General features: G+C 69.8%; 16 protein-coding genes. 5 read left to right on the plus strand and 11 right to left on the minus strand.

Annotated elements, in window-relative coordinates; translation table 11 throughout:
- The 5 genes from AC1D2K_RS14890 to AC1D2K_RS14910 form a co-directional block, all read left to right on the plus strand.
- Positions 1-189: cupin domain-containing protein (locus AC1D2K_RS14890; protein ID WP_478089604.1), on the plus strand; the 189-nt coding region annotated here is incomplete at its 5' end.
- A gap of 95 nt (positions 190-284) precedes the next feature.
- On the plus strand, positions 285-719 hold the full coding sequence (locus AC1D2K_RS14895; protein WP_478089605.1) for a bacteriohemerythrin: 435 nt from the start codon (positions 285-287) through the stop codon (positions 717-719).
- Between the two features lie 434 nt (positions 720-1,153).
- On the plus strand, positions 1,154-2,260 hold the full coding sequence (locus AC1D2K_RS14900; protein WP_478089606.1) for a hypothetical protein: 1,107 nt from the start codon (positions 1,154-1,156) through the stop codon (positions 2,258-2,260).
- A 191-nt stretch (positions 2,261-2,451) separates the two neighbouring features.
- Positions 2,452-2,763 (plus strand): helix-turn-helix domain-containing protein, encoded by a 312-nt coding sequence (locus AC1D2K_RS14905; RefSeq protein WP_478089607.1) that lies wholly within the window; start codon positions 2,452-2,454, stop codon positions 2,761-2,763.
- Between the two features lie 107 nt (positions 2,764-2,870).
- Entirely contained in the window at positions 2,871-3,314 is a 444-nt protein-coding gene (locus AC1D2K_RS14910) for a bacteriohemerythrin (protein WP_478089608.1), read from the plus strand.
- A gap of 6 nt (positions 3,315-3,320) precedes the next feature.
- Here the strand turns inward: AC1D2K_RS14910 and AC1D2K_RS14915 are convergent, their stop codons facing one another.
- The 11 genes from AC1D2K_RS14915 to AC1D2K_RS14965 form a co-directional block, all read right to left on the minus strand.
- A complete protein-coding gene (locus AC1D2K_RS14915) occupies positions 3,321-4,103 on the minus strand; it encodes an enoyl-CoA hydratase/isomerase family protein (protein ID WP_478089609.1) in 783 nt (260 codons plus the stop codon).
- A gap of 4 nt (positions 4,104-4,107) precedes the next feature.
- Entirely contained in the window at positions 4,108-4,749 is a 642-nt protein-coding gene (locus tag AC1D2K_RS14920) for a DsbA family protein (protein WP_478089610.1), read from the minus strand.
- The gene (locus AC1D2K_RS14925) at positions 4,746-6,416 is read right to left on the minus strand and encodes an AMP-binding protein (protein WP_478089611.1); all 1,671 of its coding nucleotides are present in this window, start codon (positions 6,414-6,416) and stop codon (positions 4,746-4,748) included. The genes AC1D2K_RS14920 and AC1D2K_RS14925 overlap by 4 nt, the downstream gene beginning before the upstream one ends.
- Positions 6,417-6,449: 33 nt before the next feature.
- Positions 6,450-8,060, minus strand: coding sequence for an acyl-CoA carboxylase subunit beta (locus tag AC1D2K_RS14930; protein ID WP_478089612.1), 1,611 nt, complete (start codon positions 8,058-8,060; stop codon positions 6,450-6,452).
- Entirely contained in the window at positions 8,057-8,542 is a 486-nt protein-coding gene (locus AC1D2K_RS14935; RefSeq protein WP_478089613.1) for an acyl-CoA carboxylase biotin carboxyl carrier protein subunit, read from the minus strand. Before AC1D2K_RS14935 ends, AC1D2K_RS14930 begins: the two co-directional genes overlap by 4 nt.
- Before the next feature lie 19 nt (positions 8,543-8,561).
- Positions 8,562-10,034 carry an acetyl-CoA carboxylase biotin carboxylase subunit gene (locus AC1D2K_RS14940; protein ID WP_478089614.1) on the minus strand — a complete coding sequence of 491 codons (1,473 nt, stop codon included), beginning with the start codon at positions 10,032-10,034 and terminating at the stop codon, positions 8,562-8,564.
- A complete protein-coding gene (locus tag AC1D2K_RS14945; protein WP_478089615.1) occupies positions 10,031-10,894 on the minus strand; it encodes a TetR/AcrR family transcriptional regulator in 864 nt (287 codons plus the stop codon). Before AC1D2K_RS14945 ends, AC1D2K_RS14940 begins: the two co-directional genes overlap by 4 nt.
- A complete protein-coding gene (locus tag AC1D2K_RS14950) occupies positions 10,891-12,696 on the minus strand; it encodes an acyclic terpene utilization AtuA family protein (protein WP_478089616.1) in 1,806 nt (601 codons plus the stop codon). The genes AC1D2K_RS14945 and AC1D2K_RS14950 overlap by 4 nt, the downstream gene beginning before the upstream one ends.
- On the minus strand, positions 12,693-13,490 hold the full coding sequence (locus tag AC1D2K_RS14955; RefSeq protein WP_478089619.1) for an enoyl-CoA hydratase-related protein: 798 nt from the start codon (positions 13,488-13,490) through the stop codon (positions 12,693-12,695). Before AC1D2K_RS14955 ends, AC1D2K_RS14950 begins: the two co-directional genes overlap by 4 nt.
- 2 nt (positions 13,491-13,492) lie before the next feature.
- Positions 13,493-14,428: an SDR family oxidoreductase gene (locus tag AC1D2K_RS14960; protein WP_478089617.1), complete on the minus strand. Its 936-nt coding sequence runs from the start codon at positions 14,426-14,428 to the stop codon at positions 13,493-13,495.
- An 11-nt stretch (positions 14,429-14,439) separates the two neighbouring features.
- Positions 14,440-14,665, minus strand: a 226-nt coding sequence (locus tag AC1D2K_RS14965; RefSeq protein WP_478089618.1) for an ABC transporter substrate-binding protein, incomplete at its 5' end; no start/stop codon positions are given.

Consider the following 14,665-nt stretch of genomic DNA (forward strand, 5'->3'; position numbering starts at 1 on the left):
TTTCAGCATCCGGGCCTGAAATTTCTATATCTTCTATCGGGCGCCGTGACCTATCGCTATGGCCCGAGGCGCGTGAAACTCCGCGTCGGTGATTCGCTGCTCTTCGATGCCACCGCGCTGCACGGCATCGAGGACCTCGGCACGCAGCCGGTGTCGTACCTCTCCATCGTCTTCACCTTGCGCAGCTAGGCCTTTGCTCGCGGCCTGCCGCGATGCTTGTCGCAGGTCAATGAACCCCGCGCGCGGCAGGGCTAGCCTTGTGTCTTTCAATGCGGAGATCTGACATGGCAGCCTCGCTTTCGCTCGAATTGCCCTTCATGGACCGGGCGCACGAGCAGTTCACGGTCCTGTTGAAGCGCGTCGACGAAGCCGGCGATGCCGAGCTGCCGGCCGCCTGGCAGCGGGTGGTCGACCTGGCGGCCGAGAGCTTCGCGCGCGAGGACGAGTGGATGCACGCCACCCGCTTCTCCTGCCGCAAGGACCACACATTGCAGCACCGGGTGGTGCTGGAGGTCATGCGCGAAGGCGTCGTGCAGGCCCATGAGGGCCAGCTTCTGCAGGTCCGGCAGATGGCCTGGCAGTTCCGCGACTGGTATCACAAGCACGTGCAGTCGATGGATGCGGCGCTGGCGCTGCATCTGCGGGGGGCGCGGTTCGAGCCGGCGAACAGGGGGGATGAGGGTGTGCGCGGCGGGGCGCTGGTGCTGGTGTCCAGCTGAGAACAGTGGCTCGACTGCACCTTTGACCTGGGTCGCGCATGGCACCGAGCGATCAGGACGAAATCGCGTGTGAACAGCTGACCCGCATGTTGCGAATCGGCGCCAAGGGCCGGTGCCCGTCTAGAACATCGCCCAGCGCGATCTCAGTTGTCTGGGAGAGAGGGATGTGAAGCCGCAGGACTCGCGTGCCGGGTTGCAACGTCCTGAGGTTCCCGTGAAAGGTCATTCGTGCCATCATGAGTTTCCGGTGGCAGAAGGGCTTGGCGCTTGCGGTGCTGACATCGTGCTGGACGGTCGCAAGCTGCGCGATCTCGGCCTTCGCGGCTGGGTAGCTGCGCAGCTTGTAGGTGCTTCCTTGACCCTGGCGGGGGGCGGGCTGGACGCAGCCCGGCGCGCGGCGCTCGKCGGGTGGCACCTCACGGGAGACAGGATTCATGCCGAATCGACTGCATCGTCTTGCGCTCGTGCTGCCGATGGTGGCGCTGTTGGTGCTGCTGTCGGCGTGCGCGAGCATCGGTGCGGGCTCGGTGAATCGCGATCGCCTCGTGTACTCGGAGGCCTTGGCCAGTTCGTGGAAGGAGCAGATGCTGCTCAACATCGTCAAGCTGCGCTATGGCGACACACCGATGTTCCTCGATGTCTCTTCGGTGATCGCCTCGTACCAGGTACAGAGCCAGGTAAGCTTGAGCAGCGTGTTCTCCTCGGGTCTGACACCGGGCGTGCCGGACGGAACCGGCAAGGGCCTCACGCTCGGCGCGGGTGCGCTCTACATCGACAAGCCCACGATCAGCTATGCGCCGTTGCTGGGCGAGAAGTTCACGCGCAGCCTGTTGCGGCCGATCCAGCCGACCGCGCTGTTCCAGCTCGTACAGGCCGGCTTCCCGATCGACCTGGTGTTCCAGTTGACGACCCGCGCGATCAACGGCGTATACAACCGCAGCAACCGCGCCCTCGGCATCCGCGAAGCTGACCCGGAGTTCTACCAGGCCCTCGACGCACTGCGACGCGTGCAGGTGTCCGAGGCGATAGGTTTCAGGCTCGAGCGCCGCGGAGCCGACGAGACCGCGCTGATCACCTTCAGCGCTCACAGGCTGCCACGAGCGGTGGTCGACGACATCCGCCTCCTGCGTGAAACACTCGCCATCGATCCCGGAGCACAGGAGCTCAGGCTGACTTTCGGTGATCTTCCTCGCGACAATCGCGAGGTGGCGATCCTCTCACGCTCGATCCTCGAGATCCTGACCGAGATCTCTGGCTCGGTCGAGGTGCCGGCGCAAGACATCGCCGAGGGCCGCAGCAGCAACGTCCCCGCGGCCGCAACGAACGGCCACCCACGCGACCAGCCGCTGGTCAGGATCCGGGCCGGCAACGAAACACCAGCGGAGCCCTTCGTGTCGGTGCGTTACCAGGGCCGCTGGTTCTGGGTCGACAACCGCGACATCAGATCCAAGGCCATCTTCAGCTTCATGCTGCTGCTGATGTCGCTGGCCGAGACGGGCCCCGCGCAGCAGGCCCCAGTGTTGACCGTTCCCGCGAACTGAACGCGCGCGCAAGAAGGCACGCCCGCGTCGCTGACCCTAACCGTTGCCTCGTCGCCGGTTCCGTCCGCCCGAGGTCCAATTGCGCGCGGCTTTTCGCATCGCACCAACGTGCGCGTGCGAAGGCGCCGAATGACCCTAACGGGCCCGTATCGCCACTCCGCTCTCTGAGGAGCAGCTTCGCAATCAATGCGATGCGATCCGCTCGCGGAACTGCGCTCTACCTGCCGACTCCCAAGGCCAAGCCGGCCCGCAGCGAAGCCGCCGCGCTCGTCGGAACCCAGATCAATCGCCTGCGCCAGGCCGCAGGCATCTCGCCCCTGGAGCTCACACAACGCTCCGGCGTCTCGCGCTCCATGCTCTCGCGCCTCTTCGCCGAGCAGCGCTGCCGCACCGATTTCAGCCATGTGCCTTCGAGCAAGGGCCTTCGGGTGGAACGCCTGGGCGCCGTCGCGCGCCTTGATTGGCCCGTCCTGGCATACCTTCGCGACCCGGAAGTAGCGTGAACAGGCCCTAAGCCTTCATCCGCGACCTGCCGCGATGCTTGTCGCAGGTCAATGAATCCCTCGCGCGGGAGGGCTAGCCTTGTGTCTTTCTATCCAGGAGAAAACACATGTCAGCCTCGGATCGGTCCGGCGCACTGTCGCTCGACTTGCCTTTCATGGACCGGGCCCGCGAGGCCTTCGTCGCGCGGCTGGCGATCGCCGACGCCGCCGACGACGCGCAACTGCCGGCGGCCTGGCGCGAGGTGGTCGCCTGCACCGCCGAGAACTTCGCCCGCGAGGATCTCTGGATGCAGTCCACCGGTTTTTCACAGCGCAAGGACCACATGCTGCAGCACCGGGTGGTGCTGGAGGTGATGCGCGAAGGCATCGTGCAGGCCGACGAGGGCCGCCTGCTCCAGGTCCGGCAGATGGTGTGGCAGCTGCGCGACTGGCACAGCAAGCACGTGCAGACCATGGACGCCGCGCTGGCGCTCCACCTGCGCGGCGTGCGCTTCGACCCCGCGAACGGGGATCGGGGGCCGGGCAGCCTGGCGGCGGCGGCGCGCGCCTGAGGGCGGCTAGGACCCGTTGAAGACCGGCTTGCGCTTGCCGATGAAGGCTTCGCAGCCCTCGTGCGCATCGTCGCTGTCGAACACCAGGCTGATCATGGCGCGCTCGTATTCGAGCGCCGCGTCGATCGGCATGTCGGCCCCGTGCAGCATCGACTTCTTGAGCAGGCGCAAGGCCACGGGGGATTGCTCGGCAATGCGCCGGGCCAGCGCCATCGTCTCGGCCTGCAGCCGCTCGGGCGCCACCACCGCGTTGACCAGTCCCAGCGCCAGCGCCTCGCGCGCCTCGATCGGGTCGCCCGCGAACATCAGCAGCTTGGCCTGGCACAGGGGCAGCTGGCGCATCAGGCGCTGCGAGCCGCCGCCGCCCGGGAACAGGCCGAGCTTGATCTCCGGCAAGCCGATGCGCACGCCCTCGCCGATCAGGCGGATGTCGATGCACAGCATCAGCTCCATGCCCCCGCCGAGCGCCCATCCGTTGACGGCCGCGAGCGTCGGCTTCGGGCAGCTCTCGAAGCGGCGGAACACGCGTTGCACCACGGCGCCGAACGCCTGGTAGTGCGCCAGCCCACGCCGGCTGTTCAAGTCCTTGATGTCGCCGCCGGCGACGAAGGCCCGGTCGTCGGCCCCGGTGACAACGATGGCGCGCACCGCATCGTCGGCCTCCAGCGCCGTCAAGGCCGCCTCCATGGCGAGCAACATCGGCAGGTCCAGGGTGTTCAGCGACTGGCCGCGGTTGAAGCGCATGACGCCGACGGCGCCTTCGACATGGATCAGTACGGGATCGGACATGCGATCAGGCTCCTCGTGCGTGGGGGGCCGGCAACAGGCGGCCGTCCAGCCAGGCGTCGATCTGCGGCAAGCGATCGACGCCGAAGAAGGCTTCGCCATCGATCACGATGAAGGGCGAGCCGAAGACACGCTGGCGCACGGCCTCTTCGACCTCCTGGCGAAGCAGCTCCCTCGCTTCCGTGCCTCCGAGCCGGTGCTCGAAACCCTTCGCATCACCGAGGGCAGGCGCTGCCTCGCAGGCCCAGCGCGCCACCTGGCCGGCGTCGTCGAGTGCCGCCCCGTCGCGGAAGTAGCCGCGCATGGCCACCCGGGCGAAACGCATGGCGGCCGCGGGTTCGCTGCGGTCGAGAAGATGGAATGCGCGCGCAGCATGCGGCGCGATCGCCGGGAAACCATCGGGCAAACGGAAGGGCACACCGAGAAAGCGCGCCGAGCGTTCGAAGTCGCGCCACATGTAGGCGCGCTTGGTCTCGCTGGCCAGCGGCGCCGGCAGATCGAGCGCCCGCAACACCGCGAACAGCAGCACCGGCCGCCAGCGGACGCTGCGCCCGTGCCGCGCGGCCAGCGCATCGATCTTCTCCGACATCAGGTAGCCATAGGGCGACACGAAGTCGAACCAGAAGTCGATCGGTGCCTGCGCGCTCATGTCGGTGTCCCGGCCAGCGCCGGACTCGGGCCGGGGGTGGCGCCGCGCTTCTTCAGGGCCCGCAGGTCGCGCATGCCGGCCAGGCCGCGCGGATCGATGCCCGGCGGGAAGATCTGGTGCTTCTGGATCTTCTGCGTGGCGGTGGTCGGGATGCGGTCGGTCACCCAGACCCATCCCGGCGCCTTGTAGTAGGCCAGCTTCGCGTGGCAGAGATCGAACAGCGCGCGCACCGCGGCATCGACATCCGCGCCGGCCTCCGGGCGCAGCACGACGCAGGCGAGCACCTCCTCCTCCCGGACGTCGTCCGGCAATGCCAGCACCGCCACCTGGTCGACCCACGGATGCGTCTGCAGCAGCGCCTCGACCTCGGCCGCGGCGATGTTCTCGCCCGAGCGCCGGATGATGTTCTTGCGCCGGTCGACGAAGTGCAGCATGCCGTCGGGCGCACGCCGGACGATGTCGCCGGTATGGAACCAGCCGCCACGCCACGCCGCCTCGGTGGCTTTCGGATCGTCGAGGTAGCCGCTGAAGAAGTCCTTGCGCGGCGTCGCGGCCGAATGGCGGATCAGCATCTCGCCGTCGGTGCCGTCGGCCACGTCGATGTCGGCATCGTCGACCACCCGGACCTCGAGCCCGGGCTGCGCGCGGCCGAAGGCCCGTGTGCCGACCCGGCGCGGCGCCTGGTTGTCGATCAGCGCGCGCGCGATCTCGGTCATGCCCCAGATCTCGATCAGCGGGAAGCCGAAGCGCTGCTCGAAGCTCGCATGCCGCTGCGGCTCGACGCCGGCGCCGATGGCGAAACGCACGGCGTGCTCGCGGTCCAGCGGGCTCGCCGGCTGGCCCAGCAGCATCGGCACCACCACGCCCAGGTAGTGCACGACCGTCGCGCGCGATTCGCGCACCTCGGTCCACCAGCGCGAGACATGGAAGCGGTCGGTCTGCACCTGGCAGTTGCCCTTGAGCATCGCGCAGTAGAAGGAGAAGATCGACGCGTTCACGTGGAACAGCGGCAGCGGGTTGTAGATCCGCTCGCAGCCCTCGCCGAAGCCGGCCAGGCCGCCGCGCGTCGCGTACCAGGCGCCGAACGCGAGCTCGCTGCGGTGCGACAGCACGCAGCCCTTGGGCCGGCCCGTGGTGCCGCTGGTGTAGAKCACGCTGGCCGGGGTCTGGCCATCGGGCGTGGTGGATGCGGCGGCTCGCGCCGCGCGCGGCAGGCCTTGCTCGAAGGCATCGAGGCGCACCACGCCCGGCCGCTGCGCGGCCTCGGCCAGCGCGGCCTGCAGCAGCGCGTCGAGCGCCGCGACGACGACCACCAGCTCGACCTTCGCATGGTCGATCACGAAGGCCAGCTCGCCCGCCCGATGGTCGGGATTGAGCGGGACGCAGCACACGCCCAGCGCGTTCATCGCGAGCTTGTGCAGCAGGTGCTCGGGCCGGTTCTCCAGCAGCAGGCCGATGCGGTGGCCGACGCCGTAGCCCGCGGCGGCATAGGTTCGCGTCAACGCCTGCACGGCCTGCGCCGCGGCGCGGTAGCTGATCTCGACACCTTCGGCCGCGTAGGCGCGCGCCGGGTTGGCGGGCACGGCCAGGAAGACCTTGTCCGCATACATGTCCGCGGCCCTTGAGAAGGTGTCGCCGATGGTGCTGTTGTCGTCGATCGCGATCATGTTCCGTCGTCTCCTTCTTCGCCGCGCGGCGGCTCAGAGCCTGAGCACGCCGTAGCCCACGTCGTCGCTGAACGGCGCGTTCAGCGAGGCCGCGATCGCCATGCCGAGCGCATTGCGCGTGTCGACCGGATCGAGGATGCCGTCGTCCCACAGCTCGGAGGTCGAGTGGTAGGCATCGCTCTCGGCCTCGAAGCTCTTGAGCACCGGGTCGCGGATCGCCGCGATCTCCTCGTCCGACAGCGCATGGCCGTTGCGCTGCAGCTGGCGCACCTTCACATCGGCCAGCGTGTTGGCTGCCTGCTCGGCGCCCATCACCGCGATCTGCGACTGCGGCCACATCCAGAGGAAGCGGCCGTCGAAGGCGCGCCCGCACATGCCGTAGTTGCCGGCGCCGAACGAGCCGCCGACGATCACGGTGAACTTGGGCACCGTGCAGCCGACCTGCGTCATGATCATCTTGGCKCCGTCCTTGGTGATGCCGCGCTCCTCGTACTCGCGACCGACCATGTAGCCCGTGATGTTCTGCAGGAAGACCAGCGGCGTGCGGTCGCGGTCGCACAGCCGCATGAAGTGCGCGGCCTTGAGCGAGCTGTCGTTGAAAAGCACGCCGTTGTTGGCCAGGATGCCGACCTTGCAGCCCCAGATGCGCGCATAGCCGCAGACCATGGTGGTGCCGTAGTCCGGCTGGTACTCGTGGAACTGGCTGCCGTCGACGATGCGCGCGATCACCTCGCGCATGTCGAAGCCGGTCTTCCAGTCGGTCGGGATGATCCCGTAGAGCTCCTGCGGATCGTAGTGCGGCGGCTCGGCCTCGATGCGGTCGATCGCCTGCTTGCGGCCGGGCGTGGTCTGGGCCAGGATGTCGCGCGCGATCGACAGCGCATGCGGCTCGTCGTCGGCCGCGTAGTCGCAGGTGCCCGAGACCGTGGTGTGCATCTGCGCGCCGCCCAGCGCCTCGGCCGTGACCACCTCGCCGGTCGCCGCCTTGACCAGCGGCGGGCCGCCGAGGAACACGCCGCCGTTGCCGCGCACGATCACGCTGTAGTCGCACAGCGCCGGGATGTAGGCGCCGCCCGCGGTGCAGTGGCCGAGCACCACGGCGATCTGCGGCACGCCCATCTTCGACAGCGTGCACTGGTTGCGGAAGATGCGGCCGGCCGCATGGCGGTCGGGGAACAGCTCCGACTGCAGCGGCAGGAAGCCGCCCGCGCTGTCGCAGAGGTGGATCACCGGCAGCCGGTTCTCGATCGCGATGTCGAGCGTGCGGACGATCTTCTTGATCGACAGCGGATACCAGGCGCCGCCCTTGATGCTCGGATCGTCCGCATGGATCATCACCTCGCGGCCCTGGACGATGCCGATGCCCGAGACCTGCCCTGCACCATGCACCTCGCCCTCGTACGAGCGGTTGGCGGCGAGTGCGCCGATCTCCAGGAACGGCGTGCCCGGGTCGAGCAGCAGATCGAGCCGCTCGCGCACGGTCAGCTTCTTCTGCCGGTGCAGGCGCTCGATGTCGCGTTCCGGTCGCTCGTAGCGCGCGCTGTGCAGCTTGCGGCGCAGCGCATCGACGCGTTCGGCCATCGCCGCGTGGTTCTGCCGGAAGCTCGCGCTGCCGGTGTCGATCTGGCTCTGGATGCGGCTCATTGCGATGGTTCCTCCGTGCGCACCAGCACCGCGCCGCGCTGGAAGGTCTGGCCGACCGCCAGCGGCAGTTCGGCCACCACGCCGTCGGCCGCGGCGCCGATGGTCATCTGCAGCTTCATGCTCTCGATCACCAGCAGCGCATCGCCTTGGCGCACCGCCTGTCCGAGCGTGGCCTGCAGCGAGACGACGACGCCCGGCATCGGTGCCAGCGAGGCGCCCGCAACGCCGGCCGCGGCACCGTTGCTCGAGCGGGCGGGGTCGACGCGGTCCATGCGCCAGGCCCGTCCCTTGAGCTGCACGTAGACCGAGTCGCCGTGCGCGACGGCATTCAGGCGCTCGCTGCGGCCGTCGACCGTGGTGACGAAGCTGCCGCCGCCGGCGGCGCGCACCGCGAGCCGGACATCGTCGACTTGCACCGCTTCGGCGTGGGCGTGGACGCGGTGCCGCACCGCGGGCGCATGGCTGAACAGGAAGGTGGTCATGAATGAGGCCTAGTGAAGATCAGTTGCGCCAGGCACCCATCGAGGCGTAGGGCTCGGGGACGGTGCGGGCGGCGCGGTCGGGCGCCGCTGATGCGGCGACTGCCAGCAGCGCGTGGCGCTCGCCATCGGTCAGCGCGGCCGGTGCCAGCGCCTCGCGATGCCGTTCGAGGAAGCCGGTGTCGGTCTCGCCCTGCGCGAAGGCCGGATGCCGCAGCACCCGCGCCAGGAAGTCGTTGTTGATCGTGACGCCCAGCATCGTGGTCTCGGCCAGCGCCGTGCGCATGCGGGAGATCGCGAGGCGGCGGTCGGCGCCGTGCACCACGAGCTTGGCGAGCATCGAGTCGAAATCGGCGGTCACGGGCGCGCCTTCGGTGACGCCGACGTCGAAGCGCACGCCCGGCCCCTGCGGCGCGTGCAGCAGCAGCACGCGGCCGGTGTCCGGCACGAAGCCGGCGTCCGCGTCTTCCGCCAGGATGCGGCATTCGATGGCGTGGCCGGCGCTGGTCACCTGCGCCTGCGCGATGCCCAGCGCCTCGCCCTGCGCCACGCGCAGCTGCAGCTCGACGAGATCCAGGCCGGTGACCATCTCGGTCACCGGATGCTCCACCTGCAGCCGCGTGTTCATCTCGAGGAAGAAGAACTCGCCCTCGGGCGAGACGATGCATTCGACCGTGCCCGCGTTGACGTAGCCTGCCGCCGATGCCAGGCGCACGGCCGCGGCGCAGATGCGCTCGCGCAGCGCCGCCGGCAGCCCGGGCGCCGGCGACTCCTCGATCAACTTCTGGAAGCGGCGCTGGATCGAGCACTCGCGCTCGCCCAGATGGATCACGTGGCCGTGGCTGTCGCCGAAGACCTGCACCTCGATGTGGCGCGGCCGCTCGACGAAGCGCTCGGCGAACAGGCGGCCGTCGCCGAAATAGCGCTGGCTCTCGGCGCGCGCGATGTCGATGGCGGCGGCCAGCTCCTGCTCGCGCCGCACGATCTGCATGCCCTTGCCGCCACCGCCCGCGGCGCCCTTGATCAGGAGCGGAAAGCCGATGCCGCGCGCGCGCTCGGCAAAGCTCGCAGGGTCGTCGGCCTCGTCGGCCGAGGGCGTGACCGGCACGTCGTGCTGCACCGCGAAGCGGCGCGCGCTGATCTTGTCGCCCATCAGCTCGATCACGCCCGCGGGTGGACCGACGAAGACCAGCCCGGCATCCGCCACGGCCTGCGCGAAGGCCGCGTTCTCCGACAGGAAGCCGTAGCCCGGATGGATGGCGTCGCAGCCGCTCTGGCGCGCGGCGCGGATCATGGCCTGGGCATCGAGCCAGGCCGCGACCGGCGGCTCGCCGAAGACTTCCACCGACCCGGTGGCGGCGAGCAGCGCGGGGCCGGCGCGGTCCTGCCGGTGCCAGGGCACCACGGTCTCGATGCCGAGACGGCTGGCCGTGCGCACGATGCGCAGCGCGATCTCGGCGCGGTTGGCGATGAAGAGCTTTCGGATCGGCGTCATGGGAGGTCTTTGCGTCGCTTTGCTGCAGGGGCTGCGGGAGCCGGCGGCAGCACGCCGCCGGCCACGATCCGTTCGAGCCGCGCGAGACGGGCCTCGATGTCGCCGCCCGAGCGCGGCGCCGCAGTGGTGGTGCCGGGCCCGGCGTCGAGCGCGGCTTCGCGCGCCATCAGCATGCCGCCCAGCAGCATGGCCGTGCAGCGGTCCGCGGTGGCTTCGATGTCGATGCTGCCGCGGCCGTACAGCTGCGACCACATGCGGTGCTCGATGCCCCCGTAGAGCATGCTGCGGATCAGCTCGACGTCGGTGTCGGCGGGCAGTTCGCCCTCCTCCACCGCCTCGCGCACGGTGCGCACCAGGAAGGCGGTGTAGCGCACTTGCAGGTCGTGCAGCACCGACTGGAAGTAGTCCGGGCTGGTGCGCACCTCGTGCAGCACGATGCGCGAGAGCCCGGGCTCCTCGACGTACACGCGCAGGTGCCGCCAGACCAGGAAACGCAGCCGGCTGCGGAAGCCGTGGATACGCGCGAAGCCATCGGCGATGTCCTGGATCAGCGGCTCGTACATGCCGCGCAGCACCTCGTTGAGCAGGTCGCGTTTGGTCGGGAAATAGGTGTAGACCAGCCCTTCGACGACGCCGACGCGGGCCGCGATCTCGGCCACCGAGGAACGCTCGAAGCTCTTCTCGAGGAACACTTCGCGCGCCGCAGCCAGGATCTCGGCCGCGCGGCGCAGCCGGCGTGGCGTCTGCTTGCCGGCGGCGATGGGTGCAAGGGCTTCGCCCGGGATTGCGCCGGGCGAACCGGCCGCGTTCGAGCTGCCTTTTCTGGCAGGTGCTTTGGACTTTGTGGCAGTGGTTTTCATGAAAGGCTTTGTACCAAGTCGGCCGGCACGTCGAGTTCCAGGTCGAGCAGCATCTGCGCCAGCGCCTTGCCCTGCGGGTCGTAGCGCAGCGAGGCGATGCCGCCGCCGCCGAGCGCGTTCTCGAGCGTGAAGTTCAGCGCGTGAAAGCCGGGCAGCGGGTAGCGCCTGACGCGGCCCTTGGCCACGTGCGCGAAGTAGGCCGCGACGGTGTCGGCGTCGAGCGCGCGCAGCAGCCATGCATAGGCTTCGGGCGAGCGTGCGATCACGCCGATGTTGGCCATGTCGCCCTTGTCGCCGCTGCGCGCATGGGCGATGCGGATCAACGGGACGCGCACGGTGTCGGCCGCCGACGCGGCGGCCGGCTGCTCTTGCGCGCCATCGAGCGCGGCGATCGGCTGGCCGACCTGCAGTTCGTCGAACGGCAGCGCCTGCCCGTCGATCGAAACGCGCGCCGGCACCGCCGCACGGTCCACCTGCAGCGAGAACAGCCGCACCACCGGCGAAGGCGACGGCCGGCCCGCGGCGAAGCCCGTGATGCCTTGTGCCATGGCAGTCGCCGACGGCGCGATTTCGCGCGCCAGCAGTTCGAGCGCGGCGCGCGATGCATGCCGCGCGGCCAGCTTCAGCACCACCTCGCGGCTGTGCCGCGTGCGCGCATGCGGGCCGTAGGTGCTCTCCGCACCCAGCACCTCGATGTGGGCTTCGCCGAAATCGGCCAGTCCGCGCTCGGCCAGCAGCCGCCGGCAGCGCGCCAGGATCGCCTCGCCCACGCGCTGCGCCTTGCGTGCCGCTTCCGGCCCGCCGATCATCAGCGTGCCCAGCAGGCGCCAGCCGTCGGCATGGGTGGCGCTGGCCTTGTAGCTGAGCGGCGCCGGCCGGCCTTGCGCGCCGCTGACGCGCACGCGATCGGGCCCGTCCTGTTCGAGCCGCACCTCGGAGAAGTCGCAGCACACGTCGGGCAGCAGGTAGGCGCGCGGGTCGCCGATCTCGTAGACGATCTGCTCGGCCGCGGTGGCGGGAATCACCAGCCCGCCCGTGCCGGGCGGCTTGGTCAGCACGAAGCTCCGGCCGTCGGCCGGGCATTCGACGATCGGGAAGCCCATGTCGTCCCAGCCGGGCACCCGCTCCCAGTCGGTGAAGAGGCCGCCGGTGGCCTGGGCGCCGCATTCGATCAGATGGCCGGCCAGGCTGCCGGTCGCGAGCCGGTCCCAGTCCTGCCAGCCCCAGCCGAATTCATGCACCAGCGGCGCCAGCGTGACCGCGCTGTCGACCACACGGCCGGTGATCACGATGTCGGCCCCGGCCGCCAGCGCGGCGACGATCGGCTGCGCGCCAAGGTAGGCATTGATGCTGAGCAGCTCGGCCGGCATCGGTGCGCCGCTGAACATCTCGCGCGTGCCGGCCGCGCGCAGCGCATCGGCCTGGCCGGACAGGTCGTCGCCCTCCACCACCGCGATCCGCAACGCGATCCCCTGGGCTTCGAGTTCCTTTTGCAGCGCCAGCCGGCAGGCGGCCGGATCGACGCCGCCGGCGTTCGACACCACGCGGATGCCGCGCGCCTTCAGCTCGGGCGCAAGCGCCGCCACCACCCGCACGAAATCCGGCGCATAGCCGGCGTCGGCCGACTTGGCCTTGGCACGGGCCAGCAGCGACATCGTGATCTCGGCCAGGAAGTCGAAGACCAGGTAGTCGATCTCGCCAAGCCGCACGAGCTGCGAGGCACCGCTCTCGGAGTCGCCCCAGAAGCCGCTGGCGCAGCCGATGCGCAGCGGGCGGGTTCGGCGTTCAGGCAAGGTGTTCATCGTCCGGGCCACTCCGGCGCGCGGCGTTCGGCGAAGGCCTTCATGCCCTCGCGCGTGTCCTCGCTCTGCGACAGCACGGGCAGGATGGCCTGCGCGAGATTCAAGGCGTCGTTGAACGACAGGTCGGTGACCGCGCCGATGGCGCGGCGGCCGATGCGCAGCGCGACCGGCGAATTGGCCGCGAGCTTGGCCACCAGTTCGTCGACCGCGGCATCGAGCTCCGCGGCCGGCACCACGCGGTTCACGATGTCGAAGCGCTCGGCATCGCCGGCCGGAAAGCGATGCGCGAGAAAGCACATCTCGAGCAGCCGCCGGCGCGGGATCACGCGCATCAGCAGCGGCAGGATCATCATCGGGAATACGCCGACGCGGGCCTCGGTGGTGCCGAACATCGCGCCCTCGGCGGCGATCGCGAAGTCGCAGGCGCAGACCAGGCCCAGCCCGCCGCCGAAGGCGCCGCCATTGACGCGCGCGATGATCGGCAGGTTGCAGCGATCGAGCGCACGGAACAGCTCGGCCACCGGATTGTCGAAGCGGCCGGGCTCCAGCGCGAACGGCGAGCCGTCGGCAGTCGGCTTGAGCTGGCCGCCGGCACAGAAGGTCTTGTCGCCGGCGCCGGTGAGCACGATGGCGCGCACGCCTTCCATCGCCTCGGCCTGGCGCAGCGCCTCGGTCAGCGCGACCATCACCGTGTCGGTCATCGTGTTGTGCGCCTCGGCACGGTCGATGGTGATGCGGCAGGCGGCGCCTTGCCGTTCGACCCTGACCTGTGCCGGCGTCGGATTCGTGCTCATGCTCACGAGGTTTCCTTGTGCCCGCCCGGCAGGTCGTCGAAGGTGGCCGGCGGCTGGTACTGCGGGAAGCCGTCGTAGGCGAAGCTGCGCGCCGCCGGTTCCAGCTTCCAGGTCGGCCGTGCCGTCGGCACGCMGCCATCGACGCGGATCACGGCGCCGCTGATGAAGCCCGCGGCCTCCGACAGCAGATAGACGACGGCCGAGGACAGTTCGGCCTCGGTGCCGAAGCGCTGCAGCGGCACCTTGTTGCGGAGCCCGCGCAGCACGTTGCGGTAGTCCTCGTCGTAGGTGTCGATGCCGGCCGAGGCGATCCAGCCCGGCGCCACCGCGTTGACCCGCACGCCGGCATGCCCCCACTCGCAGGCCGCGGTCTCGGTCAGCGTGAACACGCCGCCGCGCGCCGCGCCCGAATGGCCCATGCCMGGCAGCCCGCCCCAGATGTCGGCCAGCATGTTGACGATGCTGCCGCCGTTCGCCTCCATCCACTGCACGAAGCATTCGCGCGAGAACAGGAAGGTGCCGTGCAGGTTGTTGCGCACCACCGCATCCCAGCCCTTGAGCGAGATGTCGCGCAGCCGGGCCGGAAACTGCCCGCCGGCGCAATTGAAGAGCCCGTCGAGCCGGCCGTGCGCCGCAATGACCTCGGCCACCGTCGCCTGGACCGCCGCCTCGTCGCGGATGTCGCAGACATGCGTCGTGACGTCGCCTGCGCGCTCGGGGTAGATGGCGGCGATCTCGGCCGCCACCGCCTCGAGCTTGCCCGACTGCCGCCCGACCAGCGCGAGGTGCGCGCCGAGGCTCGCGAGCTCGTGCGCGGTGCAGCGGCCGAGCCCGCTGCCGCCACCGGTGACGACCACCGTGCGGCCGTCGAACAGGCCGGGACGAAAGGCCGAACGGTAGCGCTCGGTGCTGGCGGAAGAAGAGGCTGCAGTCGGCATCGGATGAAGGCTCAGTAGGCGACGAAGTCGGTCAGCGACTTCACGGTGCCGCTCTGCGGATCGGTCTGGAACAGCTTGATCGGCATCACGGCCTGGCCCTTCGGGTTGTCGAAGGAGACCGGGCCGCTCAGGCCGCCGACCTTGTAGTCGTGCAGCTTGTCGAGCTGCGCGATCACGCAGGCGCGCGTCACGTTGGCGCCGCAGCGGCGCACGCCCTCGGCGAAGACCATCGTGCCG

The organism is Variovorax sp. P1_H12_2 (assembly GCF_056405335.1).